This is a genomic window from Agrobacterium tumefaciens (genome assembly GCF_013318015.2).
GTDB classification, from domain to species: domain Bacteria; phylum Pseudomonadota; class Alphaproteobacteria; order Rhizobiales; family Rhizobiaceae; genus Agrobacterium; species Agrobacterium tumefaciens.
In genome coordinates this window covers 1,749,551-1,768,629 of record NZ_CP115841.1, presented here as the reverse complement: position 1 = coordinate 1,768,629, position 19,079 = coordinate 1,749,551, and the positions used below count along the sequence as shown (strand labels likewise).

Sequence of the window (19,079 nt, the reverse complement as noted above, 5' to 3'; positions counted from 1 at the left end):
AATTTCAACCGGGTCAAAACGCTTCACCATGTCACTCCAGCCTTTGCTAGACGCACCGCTTGCCGTGCAATTCCATGTCGCCACCGTTGTTCCGGCCGCGATTCTCGGTGCCTTCATTTTTCTTCGCCCAAAAGGAACCGCCATCCACCGGCTACTCGGTAGGATCTGGGTGACGCTGATGGTCATGACCTCCGTTTCGACCTTCTTCATTCATGAATTGAGGGTGTTTTACGGTTTCAGCCCGATTCATCTTTTATCGGTTCTCACCATATATGGCTGTCTGCAATCGGTCCTTTTCGCGCGCAGGGGCGAAATCAGGCGCCATATGAGGATCATGCAGAGTGTTTATCTCGGCGGTATCGTCATCGCAGGCGGTTTCACCTTCGTTCCGGGGCGGATCATTCACGAGGTTGCTTTCGGTGACGGTCAGCCGGGTCTTGTGGTGCTTTTCGCGGGCGTGTTCGTGTTTGCCCTGCTGTCTCTGACCGTCTTCACGCAAAGGCGGCGAGCCTCCTGAACGAATGCACCCACCTCCGCTTTCTTCCGGAACAAGATGTATTATAGTGCCGTTATAAGGTTGCCTGTTGAGGCGACGTTTGCGGAGAGAAAAGCATGGAATGGAGAGGGCGCCGCCAGTCGGACAATATCGAGGATCGGCGCGGCATGTCGGCGGGATCGGGGCCATCCGGCAACGATCCTTTTTCGCGTGGCGGAATGCGCGTGCCGATCGGGCGCCGCGGCGGCGGCATCGGCATTGGCGGTCTTCTGCTGATCCTGCTGATAAGCTGGGTGCTTGGCATCAATCCGCTGACGCTGCTTTCGGGCGGAGACATTTCACTGGATGGGGGCGGTACCACGCAGCAATCCGGCCAGCAGGCGGGCACTCGGCCGCAGGGCCAATCGTCCGACGAGACGACGGCTTTCGTGCGCACCGTGCTGGCTGAGACGGAAGATACGTGGAGCGGCATTTTCCAGTCCGCCGGCGAGACCTATCAGAAACCGACCCTTGTGCTGTTTTCCGGGCAAGTCGCGTCTGCCTGCGGTTCTGCCTCTGCGGCCAGCGGCCCGTTCTATTGCCCTGGTGACCGCAAGGTCTATCTCGACACCAGTTTCTTCAGTGAACTGGACAAGCGTTTCGGCGCGTCTGGCGATTTCGCGCAGGCTTACGTTATTGCGCATGAGGTGGGCCACCACGTCCAGAACCTGACCGGTGTCCTGCCGGAGTTCAACCGCCGCCGCCAGTCCATGAGCCAGGTGGATGCCAACAAGATGTCGGTGCGTGTTGAGCTTCAGGCCGATTGTTATGCCGGTATCTGGGGCAAGTTCACCGAACAGAAGGGAATTCTGGAAACCGGTGACCTTGAGGAAGCGCTCAACGCTGCTCACCAGATCGGCGACGACACCCTGCAGAAGCAGACTCAAGGATATGTGGTGCCTGACAGTTTCAACCACGGCACGTCGGCGCAGCGCATGGAATGGTTCAAGCGCGGCTTCCAGAACGGACGCGTCGAGGACTGCGACACCTTTTCGGCGAATATCTGATAATCAAATGAACGAGGGGGCTTTTCAGCCCCCTTGTTATTCAGCGCATCAACAGCGCCACGGCATACATGCCAAGCGCGAAGATCGTATGGGCAACGAGGTTGAGAAAGCGAACCTTGTTCGGGTTCGGCGTCTTCGATGCCGCCCAGCCGATGCCGAGGCCAGGTTGCAGCAGGAACCAGCCCGCGCCGACCGTGACGATGCCCACGATCCAAGGCTGAATGAAGGACGGCTCTGAAAACCACGAGGCCGGCACTATCAGGGCGAGAATGATGCCGTAGAGAATGCCGACGGCATAATGCGAGACCCAGCCGAGCGCCAGTTCATGCTCGTAAGGTGCGGCCGTCGCGATAGAATCGTGGAATATCCTGCCCTTCGGCACATGCCAGAACCAGCGGCCGACCGGTGCCCAGTTCGGGGCGGACTGGCCGAAAAACCGGTGCAGCACAATTGCCCATATATCCATAAACACGGTGCCACCCACCCCCATGGCAATACCGCGCCAAATCAAATCCAGCATAGATCCCTCCGCAAATCATGATCGACCAAGCTCTAGCTGATCGTGTGAGTGGCGTGAACAGGGTTTTTCGCTTGCTCAGGGCGGACAAGAAAAATGGCCGGATCGCTCCGGCCATAATGAAGACTGAAACGTCTCCTCCGTCATGCCGGACTGGATCCGGGGTAACGGTGCGATTGTCTCACCAGTGAGCTATTTTCGCTCTACGCAGCACGCCCATATTCAGCCTGCCGCCGTGTTGCCGTGGCGAGCTGGAACTGCGCAAGCAATTCGTTGAGCGCCGCCGCTTCCGAGGCGAGGCCGTGGCTTGCCGCAGTCTGTTCTTCGACCATGGCAGCATTCTGCTGGGTGCCCTGATCGATGGTGTTGATGGCGGTGTTGATTTCCTGAAGTCCGGTGGACTGTTCGCGCGACGACGTTACGATGGCGTCGATATGGCGGTTGATCTCCTGGACTTCGCGGACGATGGTTTCCAGCGCCTTGCCGGCATTGCCGACGAGATCGACACCGGATTGCACCTGCGATGTTGAGGCGTTGATCAGCGTCTTGATCTCCTTCGCGGCATTTGCAGAGCGCTGGGCAAGCTCGCGCACTTCCTGTGCGACGACGGCAAAACCCTTGCCTGCCTCACCGGCGCGGGCGGCTTCCACGCCGGCATTAAGCGCAAGCAGGTTCGTCTGGAAAGCGATTTCGTCGATCACGCCAATGATGTTGCTGATCTCCGACGACGATTTTTCGATGCCTTCCATGGCGCGAACAGCGTCCTCGACGATGATGCCGGACTGCTCGGCATTGTTGCGCGTGCGGTCTACCAGACGGCCTACCTCTTCGGCACGGCGGGCGGAATCCTTGACCGTCGTGGTTATTTCCTCAAGCGCGGCCGCAGTCTCCTCGACAGAGGCGGCCTGCTGCTCGGTGCGCTTGGCCAGGTCGTCGGCAGACTGGCGGATTTCTCCAGCACCGGCATCGATTGCGCGTGCATTCTGGCCGACTGTGCTCAAGGCAACGTTCAGCTTGGCGACGGAGTTGTTGAAGTCGTCGCGCAAGCGGTCGATGCGGGTCACGAAAGGTGTCTCGATCCGGTAGTTGAGGTCGCCGTTCGAAAGGTGCGTCAGTCCCTTTGCCAGCGAATCGACTGCGAACTGGATGTCGGCCGCGTCTTTCGCCGCCAGTCGTTCGCGGTCGTTGCGCTCCTGTTCGGAAAGCGTGCGGTTCTGTTCGGCGTCGCCTTCAAGACGCAGACGTTCCGTGGCGTTCGATTTGAATACGGCAACCGCCGCAGCCATCGAGCCGATCTGGTCACTGCGCTCCTGGCCGGGAATGGCGACATCGAGATTGCCGGCGGCAAGCCTTTCCATGGCAGCAGTCATCTGCGTGACGGGGCGAACAATGAAACGGCTGAGAACGGTTGCCAGCAGGGCGATCATGATCGCGGCGGCAAGGATCGTGGCGATGGTTGCCGCGAGGCGAAATTGGCCGATCGCGCTGTAGGCGACGTCGGAATCGACAACGAAACCGAGATACCAATCGGCCGAGGGCAGACCGGCGACGGGAATGAAGCTGGTGATCTTGCCCTTGCCGTCGATCTCGGTTTGCGAAATCGCGGAAGAAATTGCCGGTGTATCAACCTTGAAGAGATCGGTCAGCGGCTTGTCGACGAATTTCGCATCGGGATGCATGAGGATCTTGCCGTCCTTGCTGACGAGGAAGGCGTATCCATCCTTGCCGGCATCCACCGACTTGATCATCGTGACCAGCGAATCCAGCGAGAAGTCGCTACCCGTCACGCCGGCCAGCTTGCCGCCGATGGACACGGGAATGGCGGCAGTGATGATAAGGCCGCCAGTCGACGCATCGCTATAGGGCTCGGTCAGTACTGGCTTGCCGGCCTTGACGGCGTCCAGATACCAGGGACGCTTGCGCGGGTCGTAGCCCTCCGGCAATGGCAATTTCGGGAAAGTCGTGAAACTGCCGCTTTCGGCATTGCCGAAATAGGTGGACATGAACTGAGCCGTCAGCACGTCGTTTTGGAGGAACTGCAGTTTGGCGTCGTCATCTGGGAGCTTGGCGAGCGTCTTCGCAACCGTTTCGGTCAGCATGATGCGGCCGTTCAGCCAGTTGGCGATGCTTTGCGCTGCCTGCTTGCCGGACGAATCGATATTTTCCGCCACGGCTTGCGTTGTCACCTGGTGCTGAAGACTGTCGATATAGAAGGAAAAGCCGGCAAAAGCGGCAACGACAAGCGATGACGCCGCAAACAGAATGCGCGTCATGAGATTGGTTTTTTTGGGCAAGCTACACGTCCTTGGAACCAGATGTGCCCATTCGGCTCATCTTGGAAAATAATGGGAAAGACATGCCTCAATGGCGGGAATATTCTGCGTCATGCAGCTTATGGTTTGAAAGAACTTCGCGATATTCTAATGCGTAAAGTGAAATGGTAAAATTCGGCTAAATTTGTTTTATGTCAGGCCGTCTCGGCCCAAGTGGACGTAAAATTGCCGTTCTGCGTAAATTTTGATCATTGATCCGCAAAGGTTGCGTGCAGGAAGGGAATATTTTATTCATCACCTGCTGCCATTGCGCAATTCGCGGGCAATGGCCAAAATTCAGGTGAATTACAATGTCTTCGTCGGTTGTTGCAGAAACCGTTCCCTCTGGATCGGGGTCGTGGCTTTCGCATTTCAAGGCTACGCTTGCGCTTGGAATTCCGCTTGTCGGTGCGCAGCTCGCGCAGCTTGGCATCCACACTACAGATATGGTCATCGTCGGTCAGCTCGGAGCTGAGAAGCTGGCGGCCATGGTGCTGGCCGGGCAGTTCTTCTTCGTTGTCTTCATTTTCGGCTCGGGATTTTCCGTGGCCGTGGTGCCAATGGTAGCGCAGGCTTACGGGCAGGGCGATGCGACGGCTGCCCGCCGCTCGCTGCGCATGGGCATGTGGGTTGCAATCGCGTACTGGGTTCTTGCCCTGCCGATATTCTTCAACGCCGAGCGCATTCTGGTCTATCTCGGGCAAAACCCCGAAGTTGCGGCGTTGACCGGCCATTATCTCGCCATCGCCAAGTTCGGCCTTTTGCCGGCGCTGCTTTTTTACGTGCTGCGCGGGCTTGTCAGTGCCATCGGCCGTGCGGGCATCATTCTGTATGTCACCATCATCATGTTGGTGCTGAATGGCTTGATGGCCTATGCGCTGGTCTTCGGCCATTTCGGATTGCCGGTGATGGGTATGAACGGCGCGGCCGTCGTTGCCGTCATCGTCAATGCCTTCAGCTTCATCTTCATCGTCGCTTATGTGCAGACGCGTGAGGAAACCAGGAAATACGAGCTGTTCGTGCGCTTCTGGCGGCCGGACTGGCATGCGCTGTTCGAAGTGCTGCGCCTTGGCCTGCCGATCAGCATTACCATCCTTGCCGAAGTGACGCTGTTTGCGGCCGCTTCGATCCTGATGGGACAGATTGGCACCGTGCAGCTTGCGGCGCATGGAATCGCCCTGCAGCTTGCCTCCATCGCTTTCATGATCCCGCTCGGCCTGTCGCAGGCGGCGACCGTGAGGGTCGGTGTCGCGTTCGGTCAGGGTGATTTCAGGAACCTCGTGCGCGCCGCCATCATGGTCTACGCGATTGCCTGCGGCATTGCCGTTTGCGGCGGCATCCTGTTTGCGGCTGTTCCGGAATTTCTGGCGAAGTGGTTTCTTGACGCGAAGTTGCCGGAAGCGGCGGAAGTGCTTGCCTATGCCAGCAGCCTCGTGGTGATCGCCGGCATCTTCCAGTTGGTCGATGGTATCCAGGCCGTGACAGCAGGTTTGCTGCGCGGATTGAAGGATGCGCGCATTCCGGCGATGCTGGCGCTGATTTCCTATTGGCCGATCGGGCTGGCGCTGGCTTGGACCATGGCCTTTCCGCTCGGCTTTGGCGGACGCGGCGTCTGGTTCGGTTTCGTGATCGGCCTTTCGACGGCGGCCGTTCTCCTGACTATACGTTTCGTCATTCTGGTGAAGCGTGAAATGAAAACGGCCCGCTGAAAGCGGGCCGTATATTTTTCCTGATTTTCCGAAGATGTCTCAGCGCTCGGCGAGCGCTGCCTCACCTTGTCTCTCGCGCAGCAGGTTGACGAAGCGGCGGAAGAGATAGTGGCTGTCCTGCGGGCCGGGCGATGCTTCCGGATGGTGCTGGACGGAGAAGACCGGCTTGCCGACGATGCGCAGGCCGCAATTGGTGCCGTCGAACAGCGACGTGTGGGTTTCTTCGACGCCATCAGGCAGCGACTTGGCGTCAACCGCAAAACCATGGTTCATGGAAACGATTTCCACCTTGCCGGTGGTGAAGTCCTTGACCGGATGGTTGGCGCCGTGGTGGCCCTGGTGCATCTTTTCAGTCTTGGCGCCGACGGCCAGGCCAAGCATCTGGTGGCCGAGGCAGATGCCGAAGATCGGCAGGTCGCTGTTGATGAGGTTCTGAATGACCGGTACGGCATATTCGCCTGTCGCTGCCGGATCTCCCGGACCGTTGGAAAGGAAAACGCCATCCGGCTTCAATGCCAGAATGTCTTCGGCGGATGTCTGGGCCGGAACCACCGTGACCTTGCAATCGAGACCGGCGAAGAGACGCAGGATGTTGCGCTTGACGCCGAAATCCACGCAAACGACATGGTACTTCGCATCGGCTTCATTCAGCGTGCCGTAACCCTCGTTCCAAACCCAAGGCGTTTCCGTCCAGGTGGAGGATTGGCCGGATGTGGCTTCGATGGCGAGATCGAGGCCGACGAGACCGCTCCATGCCTTGGCTTCCGCCTTCAGCGCATCGATGTCGAACACGCCGTTGGGATCATGGGCGATCACCGCGTTTGGTGCACCGTTTTCGCGTATCCATGCCGTCAGCGCGCGCGTGTCGATGCCGCAAAGGCCGATGACGCCGCGGGCTTTCAGCCAGGCATCCAGATGCTTGGCGGCGCGGAAGTTCGAAGGGTCGGTGATGTCGGCCTTGAAGATGACGCCGACTGCACCGCGGCGGGCGGCTGGCGTCAGGTCTTCGATGTCTTCCTCATTGGTGCCGACATTGCCGATGTGCGGGAAGGTGAAGGTGACGATCTGGCCGAGATAGGACGGATCGGTCAGGATTTCTTCGTAACCGGTCAGTGCGGTGTTGAAGCAGACTTCCGCCTGTACCTTGCCGGTTGCGCCGATCCCCGTTCCCTCGATCACTGTGCCATCGGCAAGAACAAGCATTGCGGTCGGTTTGCGGGTAGTCCAGGGCGCTGTCTCGGTCATCTCGTTCCGTTTCTGCCGCTTCGCACCCCGCCTCTTGAAAGGCAGGGGGAGAGGGGCCATTTTTTGTCGCAGGCTTCGTGACATAAAGGGGCGCGCGAAAAACTCGCGTTTTGACCCTTCGTTAAAATCTCGTGCAGGTGCCGGAAAATAACGAAAGCTGCTTAAACGGTCAACCGCAGGCTCGAGATTTACGCGGAATTAAACCTTCGCACATTCAAAGGCTTATGCATTTGATTTGCTTGAGCGGGTTTGCTCGGTTATGTCGTTTCGAAAAATAAGGTGGAAAGTTTCCGTGTCGAGAAGCTGCGGAATGCACTTTCCCAAGGAGAAGAAGAAATGATGCGCGACACGTTCGCTAATACTCTGAAAGACGCGCTGAAGGCTCGTGACGCCCGGCGTACATCGACCGTGCGTCTCATCCAGGCGGCCATCAAGGATCGCGATATTGCCAATCGCGGCGTGGGCAAGGACCCCGTCACCGACGACGAGATCATGCAGATCCTGACCAAGATGGTAAAGCAGCGGGAAGAGTCCGCCAGCATCTATGATGGTGCCGGTCGCGCCGAGCTTGCCGCTCAGGAGCGCGAGGAAATCGTCATCATCAAGGAATTCATGCCGGAAGAGATTCCGGCCGAAAAGGTGCGCGAATTGTGCCAGGCCGTCATCAGCGAAACCGGCGCCTCCGGCCTGCGTGACATGGGCAAGTGCATGAATGCGCTCAAGGAGCGCTATCCCGGCCAGATCGACTTCGCGAAAGCATCCGGCGTCGTCAAGGATTTGCTGAAGTAGGTTTCGCCCGTTCGGAAAAAGTAAAGGCAGGGCAGCCATGGCTGCCCTGCCTTTTTGCTGCCGACGAAGGCGCATTTCGGCGGATCAAAATGCGGTCACGCGCAGGCGTTTTTCGGGGGACGTGCCTGCGGGCGTCAGCAGCTTTATGAGAATGTCCGGGCGCTGCCTTTGAATATGTTTTATACCTCGGCGACGGTTGGCTCAAATTACAAAAACATAATTTTTTGTGATGATGCGCTGCCATAAATTTGCCCGAAGCGGGCGACAGCGGCGATGCGGTTTTAGTGCGATGGCCTGTGAATATCGGGTATTCCGGTTCTTTGGGTTTGGTACTGACCCCTTTCTGCGCTTATATGAAAGACTGGCCTCGAACAGGTAAACCATGCGATTTTCCAATTCTTTTCTCGATGAGATACGCGACCGCGTGGACATCTCTGATGTGATCGGCAGACGTGTGTCCTGGGATAAGAAGAAGACCAATACGCCGCGGGGCGATTATTGGGCCTGCTGCCCGTTCCATGGCGAAAAAAGCCCGAGTTTTCACTGCGAGGATCGCAAGGGGCGATACCATTGTTTCGGTTGCGGTGTTTCCGGCGATCATTTCCGGTTTCTCACCGATCTCGAGGGGTTGAGTTTCCCCGAAGCCGTTCAGCAGATCGCCGACATGGCCGGCATCTCCATGCCGCAGCCCGATCCGCAGGCTGAGAAGCGCGAGCGCGAGCGCACCTCGTTGCAGGACGTCATGGAAATGGCGACGCTGTTCTTTCAGGATCAGTTGCAGACCGCGCTTGGTGCGCGGGCGCGGGCTTATCTGCGCGATCGCGGACTGACTGGGCGCACCATCGAGACATTCAGGCTCGGTTTTGCACCAGATAGCCGCAATGCGCTAAAGGAGCATCTGGCGAGCAAGGGTGTGGCGCGCGAACAGATGGAAGCCTGCGGGCTGGTGGTGCATGAAAACGTGCCGGTTTCCTATGACCGCTTCCGCGACCGCATCATGTTCCCGATCCTGTCGTCGCGCGAAAAGGTGATCGCTTTCGGCGGCCGCGCCATGGCGGCGGATGCAGTGGCCAAATATCTGAACTCCAACGAGACCGAGCTTTTTCACAAGGGCAATGTTCTCTACAATTTCGCCCGTGCGCGGCGCGCCTCGCAGGCTTCCGGTGGCACCGTCATTGCCGTCGAAGGTTATATGGATGTCATTGCGCTTTATCAGGCGGGTGTGGAAAATGCTGTCGCCCCGCTCGGCACGGCGCTGACGGAAAGCCAGCTTGAGCTCCTGTGGAAAATGTCGCCGCAGCCGATCCTCTGCTTTGATGGCGACGGCGCCGGCATTCGTGCCGCCAACCGCGCAGCCGATCTCGCCTTACCGCATATCAAGCCTGATCGTTCGGTCAGCTTTGCGCTTTTGCCCGACGGAAAAGACCCTGATGATCTCGTGCGGCTGGAGGGGCGTGCGCCTTTTGACCGTGTGCTTTCCGAGGCAAAACCGCTCGCGGCGATGATCTGGAGCCGCGAGACCTCTTCGGTGACTTTCGATACGCCTGAAAAGCGTGCCCAGCTTGAAAGCCGGCTGCGGCAGATCGTTGCCGTCATCGGCGACGAGGCGGTGCGGCGTTTTTACCAGCAGGATATGCGCGACAGGCTGAATGCCTTCTTCCAGCCGCGTTTTCAGCAGGGCGGTTCGCAGGGTGGAAATTTCCGCCGCGATGGCCAGCAGGGTAATGGGCGCGGGTTCCAGAGGAACGCTTCCGGACGGGGTGGAGCCATGGCTGCGCCGGCCAGCAACATTTCCGACCGGCTTACCCAGTCGGGTCTGGTCAGGGGGCACCAGACCAAGCCTTCACTTCGCGAAAGCGTTCTCGCCATCACCATCGTCAACCATCCCGAACTGCTGCTTGAGGAATATGACGAGATCGCCGCGATCGATTACGAGAACCGCGATCTGCAACGCCTGTGGTCGACTGTGCTGACCTTTGCAGCGGAAAGTGCGGCCGAGATTTCGCGGGCAGGGCTGATCGAGCGCCTGTCGCAGCAGGGTTTCGAGGTGCTTTTGAAAACCATGGACCAGCAGGTGCGCAATGCGCGCCTGTGGACGGCCACGGAACAGGCGGCGCTAGAAGATGCGCGTGAGGGATATGTGCAGGCGCTTTCCCTGCACAAGAGGACGAAATCCCTGCTCTGGCAGAAGCGCGAGCTGGAACGGGAAATAGGCGAGGCGACGGACGACGAACGCGGCACGCTTCTGGTGCGGGCGCTGGCCGAAGTTCAGCTGGAAATCGGCCGAATGGAAAATCAGGAAGCGATCATCGATGGTTTCGGCGTCATGTCCGGCCGGGTAAAGGGTCCGGCTGTCGGCCATGGCTGAGAACTGCGGCCAAGAATAGAAAGACGTGTGGGGTTGCCTTTTGCTGCAAGCGCCCTAAATAGGGGGTAGTCTGGTGATAACTCGCAAAATGCGGCCCTTTTTATGAATTTCCGTGGCTGTCTCGCCCTCAAAGGCTTGACGGGGCGGGAAATAGCGGGAATCACCAATTCAGGAATAGTAAGGTGGAATGAGCCTTGGCGGATAGAAATTGCATGAGCAAGCATTTTCGGGTGCACTGTCTTTGCATTCTGCCTGAGGCTGCCGTGGTTAATCGGCAATTAAAGATCACTCCGTTAGGTGTCTGACAGTGATTCGCTGTTATCAGCCGGATGCTCTCAAGGCGAACGGCTATGCGGCGGAACAGGTGTTAGCGTCAGGGAAAGCGACGAGATAGATGGCAACCAAAGTCAAAGAAAACGAAGAAGCAGAAAACGAACGCGACGGTGCGACGGACGGTCCGCTTCTCGATCTTTCGGATGACGCGGTCAAAAAGATGATCAAGGCCGCCAAGAAGCGCGGCTATGTGACGATGGACGAGCTGAATTCCGTCCTGCCGTCCGAAGAAGTGACGTCCGAGCAGATCGAAGACACGATGGCGATGCTGTCCGATATGGGCATCAACGTTATCGAGGACGAGGATGCCGAGGAAGCACCGGGCGAAGCCGAAAGCGACGATTCCGATAACGAAGAGTCCGAAGGCGGCGAACTGGCACCTTCCGGCGGTACCGCGCTTGCGACCGCGAAGAAAAAAGAACCGACCGACCGTACCGACGATCCTGTGCGCATGTATCTGCGCGAAATGGGTTCCGTAGAGCTTCTGTCGCGCGAAGGCGAAATCGCCATCGCCAAGCGCATCGAGGCCGGCCGCGAAACGATGATCTCCGGCCTTTGCGAAAGCCCGTTGACGTTCCAGGCGCTGATCATCTGGCGCGACGAACTCAACGAAGGCACGACGCTTCTGCGCGAGATCATCGATCTCGAAACCACCTATTCCGGCCCGGAAGCCAAGGCTGCCCCGCAGTTCCAGAGCCCGGAAAAGATCGAGGCGGACCGCAAGGCCGCCGAAGAGAAGGAAAAGACCCGCAGACTGCGTGCGCCCTCCGGTGACGAGGATGTGACTGATGTGGGTGGCGATGGCCTGCCGCCGGAAGAGGAAGAAGAGGACGACGACGAGTCCAACCTTTCGCTTGCCGCGATGGAAGCCGAGCTGCGTCCGCAGGTCATGGAAACGCTCGACACCATTGCCGACACCTACAAGAAGCTGCGCAAGCTTCAGGACCAGCAGGTCGAAGCTCGCCTTGCCTGCACGGGGACCCTGTCCTCCGGTCAAGAGCGCCGCTACAAGGATCTCAAGGACCAGTTGATCACGGCTGTGAAGTCGCTGTCGCTGAACCAGAACCGTGTCGACAGCCTTGTCGAGCAGCTTTACGATATTTCCAAGCGTCTGATGCAGAACGAAGGCCGGCTGCTGCGCCTTGCCGAATCCTATGGCGTCAAGCGCGACAGCTTCCTCGAGCAGTATCACGGTGCGGAACTCGATCCGAACTGGATGAAGTCGATTGCCAATCTGGCCGCCCGCGGCTGGAAGGAATTCGCCCGCGAGGAAAGCAACACGATCCGCGAGATCCGTCAGGAAATCCAGAATCTGTCGACGGAAACCGGTATTTCCATCGCCGAATTCCGCCGTATCGTTTCCATGGTACAGAAGGGTGAGCGCGAAGCGCGTATCGCCAAGAAGGAGATGGTCGAGGCCAACCTGCGTCTCGTGATCTCCATCGCCAAGAAATACACAAACCGCGGCCTGCAGTTCCTCGATCTCATTCAGGAAGGCAATATTGGCCTGATGAAGGCGGTGGACAAGTTCGAATATCGCCGTGGTTACAAGTTCTCGACCTATGCGACGTGGTGGATCAGACAGGCGATCACCCGTTCGATCGCCGACCAGGCGCGCACGATCCGTATTCCGGTTCACATGATCGAGACGATCAACAAGATCGTTCGCACCTCGCGCCAGATGCTGCACGAGATCGGCCGTGAGCCGACCCCGGAAGAGCTGGCGGAAAAGCTGGCCATGCCGCTTGAAAAGGTGCGTAAGGTTCTGAAAATCGCCAAGGAGCCGATTTCGCTCGAAACCCCTGTGGGTGACGAAGAGGATTCGCATCTCGGCGACTTCATCGAAGACAAGAACGCGCTGCTGCCTATCGACGCCGCCATTCAGGCCAACTTGCGCGAGACGACGACCCGCGTTCTCGCCTCGCTGACGCCGCGTGAAGAACGTGTTCTGCGCATGCGTTTCGGCATCGGCATGAACACCGACCATACGCTGGAAGAAGTCGGCCAGCAGTTCTCGGTCACGCGCGAACGTATTCGCCAGATCGAGGCGAAGGCACTGCGCAAGCTGAAGCATCCGAGCCGCTCCAGAAAGCTCAGAAGCTTCCTCGACAGCTAAGCCTTTGCCTGCTTTAAAATTGAACCCGGTCAGTCACCTCTGGCCGGGTTTTTTGTTTCCCGCACTGGCGATCTCTGCGACAAGCCTTATGTGTGAAAACAAAGCGTTCCGCGTTTTCGGAAATGCTCAGGTTCGATTTGGCTCGATAACATGCAACAGGTTTCGGCAAGCAGATGGCGAGGGAAGGGATGGGCGGTGCCCGTCTCCGTGTTGCTGCATCTGGCTGTGGTCGCGATCTTTCTTTTTGAACTGCCCGAACGCATAGCCGAACCGCAGGAGCCGGAAAGCATCAGCGTCGATCTGGTGCCGCCGCCTGAGGAAAAGAAGCCGGAAGAAGCCAAGCCTCCCGCCGCCGAGCAGGCAAAGCAAGAAAAGCCGCAGCCTCCACCGCCGCCGCCCGCTCCGCCGGCAGAGGAGCCGAAACCTTCGCCGCCCTTGCAGGCGACGCTGCCGGCGATCGCCATGCGGCCGGAGGAGACGCAGGCGGACCCAGAGGACAAGCCAGGTAAGGCGGAGGAAGCGGACAAGACCGAGCCTTCCAAGGAGCCTGAAAGCCAGCCTGAAAAGACGGCTGAGGATAAGCCCGCGCCATCTGCCGCCAACGGCGATCTCAAGGCGTCCGCCGAGCAGGGAGAAATTGCGGTTTCACCCGTCAAGCAAGAGGCTGAGCCGGAAAAGGCGCCTGTGCCGCAGGAGAAACCGGCTGACGAAAAACCTGCCGAGGTGGCAAAGGAGAAGCCCGCGAAACTTCCGGCCGCCAAACAATTATTGTCTTCGTCGCTGCTTTCTCCGGCCCAAAGACGCCAGATGTTTGGTGATCTGCCGCCCCGCCGCCGCATTGTTCAGCTTTGCAGCACGGAGGCTCTGGCGCAAATTCAGGGCGCGGGTTTTGCCGCCCGTGGCATGATACCCTATTCGGATACGGGCGGGAGGATATCGGGGAATTCGATTGATGCTTCCGGCGGCGCATTCAACACCGGCAATAGCTGGCACGATGTGTCTTTTCAGTGCGAGGTCGATCTGGATAACTACGCCGTTACGGCCTTCCGGTTTAAAATTGGGAACGCCTTAACACCGGATGAGGCGAAAAAGCGGGGCTTCACCCGATTTCAATGAAGGCTAGTTTTTTAAACTTTCGGTTTGCTGACGAAGGTTTCCGTACGCCACTCCGTCGTCCTCGGGCTTGTCCCGAGGATATGCAACCGACTGATCTCGTAGACGTGTTTAAATCCTTGGGACAAGCCCAAGGATGACTTCCAGTCTGGAAATGTGTCGGTCAGCAGGGCTAGGAGCTTACACCCTCTCCGTATCACCGACCAACAGCCCGATACCCGCCATCAGCGCATCTTCGTCGTAAGGCTTCCTGATAACAGGCACGTTGCCGAAGTCGTCAGGCACCATGCTGGCATCGGCATAGCCGGTGGCGAACAGGAAGGGGATGCCGCGGCGGTGAAGCTCGCGTGCGACGGCGATGGAGGTGTCGGAGCCGAGATTGATGTCGAGGATAGCCACATCCGGCACGTAGCTCTTCAGCTTCTCGATGGCCATTGCCGAGGAGGTCGCGGTTTCGATTGTCTTGATGCCGTTGTCTTCCAGCATGTTCTCCACATCCATGGCGATCAGCATCTGGTCTTCTACGAGCAATATTTTCAACGTTTCCTCCCGGTTGGACCGTCTGGGTTGTGGTGCGGTGTCATCCTCCGTCTTCATCTCGGAAGCTGTCATGACTGCTGAGATATGGCGGGAGGGCAGGAGAATTTCCGCCTCCAGCCCATCAGGCAAATACCGGATGGTGCTGCGTCCACCCAGATCGTAGGGGATGCTGCGGCTGATGAGCGCCGTGCCGAACCCGGAGCGTGATGGTGTGGGCAGCTTGGTAGGCAGAGTTTCGCGCCAATGTATCAGGCAATCGCGGTTTTCGTCGACTTCCCAGCGCAGATCCAGTTTTCCGCCGGTCTGCGCAAGCGCGCCGTATTTGGCAGCATTCGTCGCCAGTTCATGCAGTACGAGGGCCATGACGGAAAATGCGCGCGAATCGAGCGTGACCTGTGGTCCGGCGAGATCAACAATAGCCTCGGCTGAACGGTGCGGCGACAATTCGGCGTCCAGCAGGTCGCGCAACGACCCGCCGCCTTCACCGCGGATGATCTGGTCATGGGCAAAGGACAGTGCCTGGATACGACCCTTCAGCGCACCGACATATTCCTGCAGGGTTTTACCCTCCTGCGAGGGATTGCCGACCAGCGATTTGATAATGGCGAGAACGTTCTTGACGCGGTGGTTGAGTTCCTCGTTCAGCATGCGCTGGCGCACTTCCGCGCGCTCCCTTTCGCCCGCCATCAGCTCGCTGTGATGGAATGCGACCTCGACCAACGCTATTCTTGCGGCTTCGGCAATTTCCCGGTCCGCATCTGACCATGGCTGCGCCTGCAGGCGCACGGTCTCCTTCCAGATCGCGAAGCTCTTGCGCGGCGTGAGACGATCGCCGAGCGGACCGGTCTCATAGGATTTTTCCGGGTTGCCGGCCCAGTTCAGGTTCTGCACGATCTCCCTGCGGAAAAACAGCAGATAGTCATTTTTGACCTGCGACAGCGGAATGGCGAGCATTCCGGCTGCGATATCTGCATAAATCTCCGCTTCCGGTATGGCTTGCGAGATGGCATGTGTTGCCCAGACCCTTCCCTCACTGACAGAGGTTACGAAGCGCGCCAGCCTTGGAATGGCATCCGCTGGCGGCGTTGCGCCGTGGCCGTGCCAGTTGTTGTCCACCCAAAGCCCGACGCCGTCGCATGGCATCAGATCGGCAAAATCCTGGAAACTGTCGATCAGCAGTTCCTCGATGTGCGCGTGATGGGCGGCGAGCCGCAGGAAGCGGTCTAGAGCGGCATGGGCGTGGTTGACGGTATCGAGTTTGCGCTTCTGCTTAAGGACCTGCAAATGCATGGAGAAAAACTCTCCAAACATTTCTGCGGCGATCCTGACCGACATCGTCAGAACGCGTGGCGAATAATGGTGGCAGGCGATAAGGCCCCACAGGGCGCCATCGACGATCACCGAAATCGACATGGAGGCAGCAACGCCCATATTGCGAAGATATTCGCAATGGATGGGAGAAACGCTGCGCAAATGCGCGAATGACAGATCAAGCGGTTCACCAGACACATCGATGGCGGGCAATACGGGAACTCGTATTCCGCTGGCGTCGGAGATGATACGCAGTGTGTTTTTAAGATAGAGCGTGCGGGCCTGCTGCGGTATGTCGCTTGCCGGAAAATATTGTCCGAGAAAGCTTTCCAGTTCCGGCTGCTTTGCCTCCGACACGACCTTGCCTGCACCGTCATCCTCGAAACGGTAGATCATCACCCGGTCGTAACCCAAGGTCGCCTTTACCAGCCGGGTTGTTCTCGAAATCAGGCTTTCGACCGTGTCCGCCTCGCGAATGCGGTCCACCATCTTGCGTGCGGTACCAAGCGGCTGGGTCTCGCTCCCTGACGGTTCGAATTCGATGATCGTCGTGGATTTATAGCGGTGGAGCGCAATATCGAAGCTGCGACCATCGCGCAGTTCCATATTGGGCAGCATGGCAGGGCGGGTGGTCCTCCCGGTTACCGTAAGTGCGTTGCGAAGGTCATGGACGAGATTTTTACCAAGCACTTCTTCGGCGGTCCTGCCGTTGATATCGCCATCGACGCGCAAGATCTCGCGACAGTTTTCCGAATGCCGCAGGACCATGCGCATGGCGTTGTCGCAAGCGATCAGGCAGCCGTGCGATTGAATATAACCTGGAATGTGGATGGGTTCGCGGTCGCAATTTGTCAGGTCGACAATATAATCAGTGGATGCCATGAATCTATCTCTCGCACCCTTTGCCTGTCTTGCACTGAAAATAGTTTAGTCGTCCGCAGACGGGAAAGCCTGAATGGTTCATTCTGATAGTGCCAATCCTTCCCCGTTTTTTGCAACCGTGACGCCGGTATTCCGTTCTATTAAAGGCAGCCGCCATGTCATGGAAGCACGCCTTTTCGCCATCAGTTACAATTCGACATGGTCCAACGTTTGCAGTGCCTAATTTGTTCCGAATTTTCTAAAGGAAATAACGTGCCGCAGAAGAAAATGACCATTACCACCACCCACGGGCAGGGACTCTACGAATTTACGTCCGAGGCCGAGCGCTTTGTGAAGGAGGCAGGCGTGGACGAAGGCCTTTTGACCGTCTTAGTCAGGCACACATCCTGCTCCCTGCTTATCCAGGAAAATGCCGATCCGGATGTCCGGCGTGATCTGGCGGTATTTTTTTCCCGCCTCGTGCCACCTTCCGACGATGTCTCCATGCGCTGGGTCGTCCACACGCTCGAAGGCCCTGATGACATGCCTGCTCACATCAAATCGGCCCTGACCGCGGTTTCCATCGGAGTACCGATCAGCGATGGCAGGCTTACCCTTGGCACATGGCAGGGCCTTTATCTTTTCGAACATCGCGACCGGCCGCACCGCCGTGAAATCGTTCTGCATATCTCCCCATGATTCCCGTCAAAAGCCCCGACTTTTCCTTTCGTTTTCCCGTTAATGTCTCTGAACGTCTGCTGAACATGCGGTTCTGTCGGCGTTCAGGCGGGCGGGTCTAGGGTCTCGTCAATCGCCGGGGGACGTCCCTGCCGGCGCAGAAACAAACGGAGTGAGTTCATGTTCAGTACCTTCGCAAAAGCCGGCCTGGCTGCCCTCATCGCCCTCGGCGGAATTTCCGTCACCGCTCCAGCTGCTTCGGCTGGCCCGGATGTTCAGCTCAGAGTTCAGGTTCAGGATGGATACGGTCATGACAGAGGCCGCGGCCCGGGCTGGGGTCGTCCCGATCGTCCTGGTCCGGGTTGGGGCCGTCCTGACCGCCCGCGTTACGGTTGCTCGCCGCGGCTTGCGGAGGAAAAGGCTAGCCGCATGGGTCTTCGCCGCGCGCGCGTTGTCGATGTATCGCCGCGCCGTGTCGTGGTTGCAGGCTTCGACCGTCGCGGCCCTGACCGCATCTTCTTCGCCAATGAGCGTGGTTGCCCGGTGATCCGTCGCTAAACGGCTGATATTGATCCGCGGAAATCCCCCGCCCTTCGCGCGGATCAAAAAAAATGCCCCTCGCTTGTTCTGACAGGCGGGGGGCGTTTCTTTTTGTGGCCTCTCGGGTGGCGGTTACGCGCAGCCGTTCGGCAAATGCGGGCGGCGGGCAATGCCGCCGCTCCGACTGTTTTATTCGCCCAGGGCGAAGGTGACGTTGACCACCACGCTGTAGCTGTTCTCACCCGAAGCGATCGGCACGCTGTCGGCCTCCTTCGCCATCGAAGCGCGCATCATGGTCTGCGGCACCGGCATGGGGCGCTGCATGTTCTCGCTGATCTGGATCACGCGTCCAAGCTTCACGCCCGCCGCCTCCGTCAGCGTTTTTGCCTTGGCCAGCGCATCGGCAACCGCCTGCTTGCGGGCCTCGGTCACGGTTGCTTCCGGCTTGTCATTGGTGAAGGTAATATCCCCGCCCTGGTTGATGCCGAGCTTGACGGAGGTATCGAGTATCTCGCCCAGCTTCTTCAGGTCGCGTACGCGCACGGTCAGTCCGTTGGAAACTTGATAGCCGGTAATTTCCGGTGCGACGTAAACGCCGTCTTTCGGCTCATAATGCTTGTAAAGCGGCTGTACGGAGAAATTGCTGGTCTGCAGGTCGCGGTCTTCGATGGCGGACGCCTTCAGCGATTTCAGAACCTCGGCGAGCGCCTTGGAATTCTCTGTCAGAGCCGCAGCCGCCGTTTCCGCCTGCTTGACGACACTGAATGACAGGATCGCCATATCGGGCGCGATTGCCGACTGGCCTTCACCGGAAACACTGATGGTTGCTTCGCGCGGAGTGGCATCCTGCGCAAGGGCATTACCGGCAAGCGGCATCATTGCTGCTGCGGTCAATGCACTAAGTGCGAAAAGGCGGGCCTTTGTCGTCGTCATGGTGTTTCCTCGTTGATTGTGTCCCTTTGCAGGGTATTGCCTTAGATTGTGAAGCTAATACGGCAACGGCAGCTTGCGATAGCATCAATGGCTTGTCGGGCCGTAAAAACTACGTTAGAGCGTGACCCACCGGATTCGAACCATTGCGAAGCCGGTGTTTCGGATAATTTTT

At 58.4% G+C, this 19,079-nt stretch carries 14 protein-coding genes; 9 read left to right on the top strand and 5 right to left on the bottom strand.

From position 1 onward, the window contains the following. The first annotated feature begins 28 nt into the window (after positions 1 to 28). Both G6L97_RS08815 and ypfJ read left to right on the top strand, forming a co-directional pair. Entirely contained in the window at positions 29 to 517 is a 489-nt protein-coding gene (locus tag G6L97_RS08815) for a DUF2306 domain-containing protein (RefSeq protein ID WP_003513390.1), read from the top strand. A 95-nt stretch (positions 518 to 612) separates the two neighbouring features. Next, positions 613 to 1,542: a KPN_02809 family neutral zinc metallopeptidase gene (ypfJ, locus tag G6L97_RS08810; protein WP_003513383.1), complete on the top strand. Its 930-nt coding sequence runs from the start codon at positions 613 to 615 to the stop codon at positions 1,540 to 1,542. Between the two features lie 40 nt (positions 1,543 to 1,582). Here the strand turns inward: ypfJ and G6L97_RS08805 are convergent, their stop codons facing one another. Then, positions 1,583 to 2,062, bottom strand: coding sequence for a DUF2938 domain-containing protein (locus G6L97_RS08805; protein ID WP_013636558.1), 480 nt, complete (start codon positions 2,060 to 2,062; stop codon positions 1,583 to 1,585). A 200-nt stretch (positions 2,063 to 2,262) separates the two neighbouring features. Further along, positions 2,263 to 4,353, bottom strand: a complete 2,091-nt coding sequence (mcpU, locus tag G6L97_RS08800) for a methyl-accepting chemotaxis protein McpU (RefSeq protein ID WP_111783578.1) — start codon at positions 4,351 to 4,353, stop codon at positions 2,263 to 2,265. 329 nt (positions 4,354 to 4,682) lie between these two features. On the opposite strand from mcpU, the gene G6L97_RS08795 reads away from it, so the two are divergent. After that, positions 4,683 to 6,080 (top strand): MATE family efflux transporter, encoded by a 1,398-nt coding sequence (locus G6L97_RS08795; RefSeq protein WP_111783577.1) that lies wholly within the window; start codon positions 4,683 to 4,685, stop codon positions 6,078 to 6,080. Between the two features lie 39 nt (positions 6,081 to 6,119). Here G6L97_RS08795 and carA read toward each other — a convergent pair whose 3' ends face one another. Beyond that, a complete protein-coding gene (gene carA / locus G6L97_RS08790) occupies positions 6,120 to 7,325 on the bottom strand; it encodes a glutamine-hydrolyzing carbamoyl-phosphate synthase small subunit (protein WP_013636555.1) in 1,206 nt (401 codons plus the stop codon). 339 nt (positions 7,326 to 7,664) lie between these two features. On the opposite strand from carA, the gene G6L97_RS08785 reads away from it, so the two are divergent. The 4 genes from G6L97_RS08785 (at position 7,665) to G6L97_RS08770 (ending at position 14,047) form a co-directional block, all read left to right on the top strand. Beyond that, entirely contained in the window at positions 7,665 to 8,114 is a 450-nt protein-coding gene (locus G6L97_RS08785) for a GatB/YqeY domain-containing protein (RefSeq protein WP_026330775.1), read from the top strand. Between the two features lie 382 nt (positions 8,115 to 8,496). After that, positions 8,497 to 10,482: a DNA primase gene (gene dnaG, locus G6L97_RS08780; RefSeq protein ID WP_174002846.1), complete on the top strand. Its 1,986-nt coding sequence runs from the start codon at positions 8,497 to 8,499 to the stop codon at positions 10,480 to 10,482. Positions 10,483 to 10,876: 394 nt separating this feature from the next. Then, positions 10,877 to 12,931 (top strand): RNA polymerase sigma factor RpoD, encoded by a 2,055-nt coding sequence (gene rpoD / locus G6L97_RS08775; protein ID WP_003513359.1) that lies wholly within the window; start codon positions 10,877 to 10,879, stop codon positions 12,929 to 12,931. A 195-nt stretch (positions 12,932 to 13,126) separates the two neighbouring features. Beyond that, entirely contained in the window at positions 13,127 to 14,047 is a 921-nt protein-coding gene (locus G6L97_RS08770; RefSeq protein WP_038491710.1) for a DUF930 domain-containing protein, read from the top strand. A gap of 177 nt (positions 14,048 to 14,224) precedes the next feature. On the opposite strand, the gene G6L97_RS08765 is transcribed toward G6L97_RS08770, so the two are convergent. Continuing rightward, positions 14,225 to 16,777: an HWE histidine kinase domain-containing protein gene (locus G6L97_RS08765; RefSeq protein ID WP_111783576.1), complete on the bottom strand. Its 2,553-nt coding sequence runs from the start codon at positions 16,775 to 16,777 to the stop codon at positions 14,225 to 14,227. Positions 16,778 to 17,029: 252 nt separating this feature from the next. On the opposite strand from G6L97_RS08765, the gene G6L97_RS08760 reads away from it, so the two are divergent. Together G6L97_RS08760 and G6L97_RS08755 are read left to right on the top strand one after the other, a co-directional pair. Continuing rightward, positions 17,030 to 17,455: a secondary thiamine-phosphate synthase enzyme YjbQ gene (locus G6L97_RS08760; protein WP_174002844.1), complete on the top strand. Its 426-nt coding sequence runs from the start codon at positions 17,030 to 17,032 to the stop codon at positions 17,453 to 17,455. A gap of 159 nt (positions 17,456 to 17,614) precedes the next feature. Beyond that, the gene (locus G6L97_RS08755; RefSeq protein ID WP_003513350.1) at positions 17,615 to 17,992 is read left to right on the top strand and encodes a hypothetical protein; all 378 of its coding nucleotides are present in this window, start codon (positions 17,615 to 17,617) and stop codon (positions 17,990 to 17,992) included. Positions 17,993 to 18,163: 171 nt separating this feature from the next. Here G6L97_RS08755 and G6L97_RS08750 read toward each other — a convergent pair whose 3' ends face one another. Further along, positions 18,164 to 18,907 carry an SIMPL domain-containing protein gene (locus G6L97_RS08750; protein WP_003513348.1) on the bottom strand — a complete coding sequence of 248 codons (744 nt, stop codon included), beginning with the start codon at positions 18,905 to 18,907 and terminating at the stop codon, positions 18,164 to 18,166. Between the last annotated feature and the right edge of the window lie 172 nt (positions 18,908 to 19,079).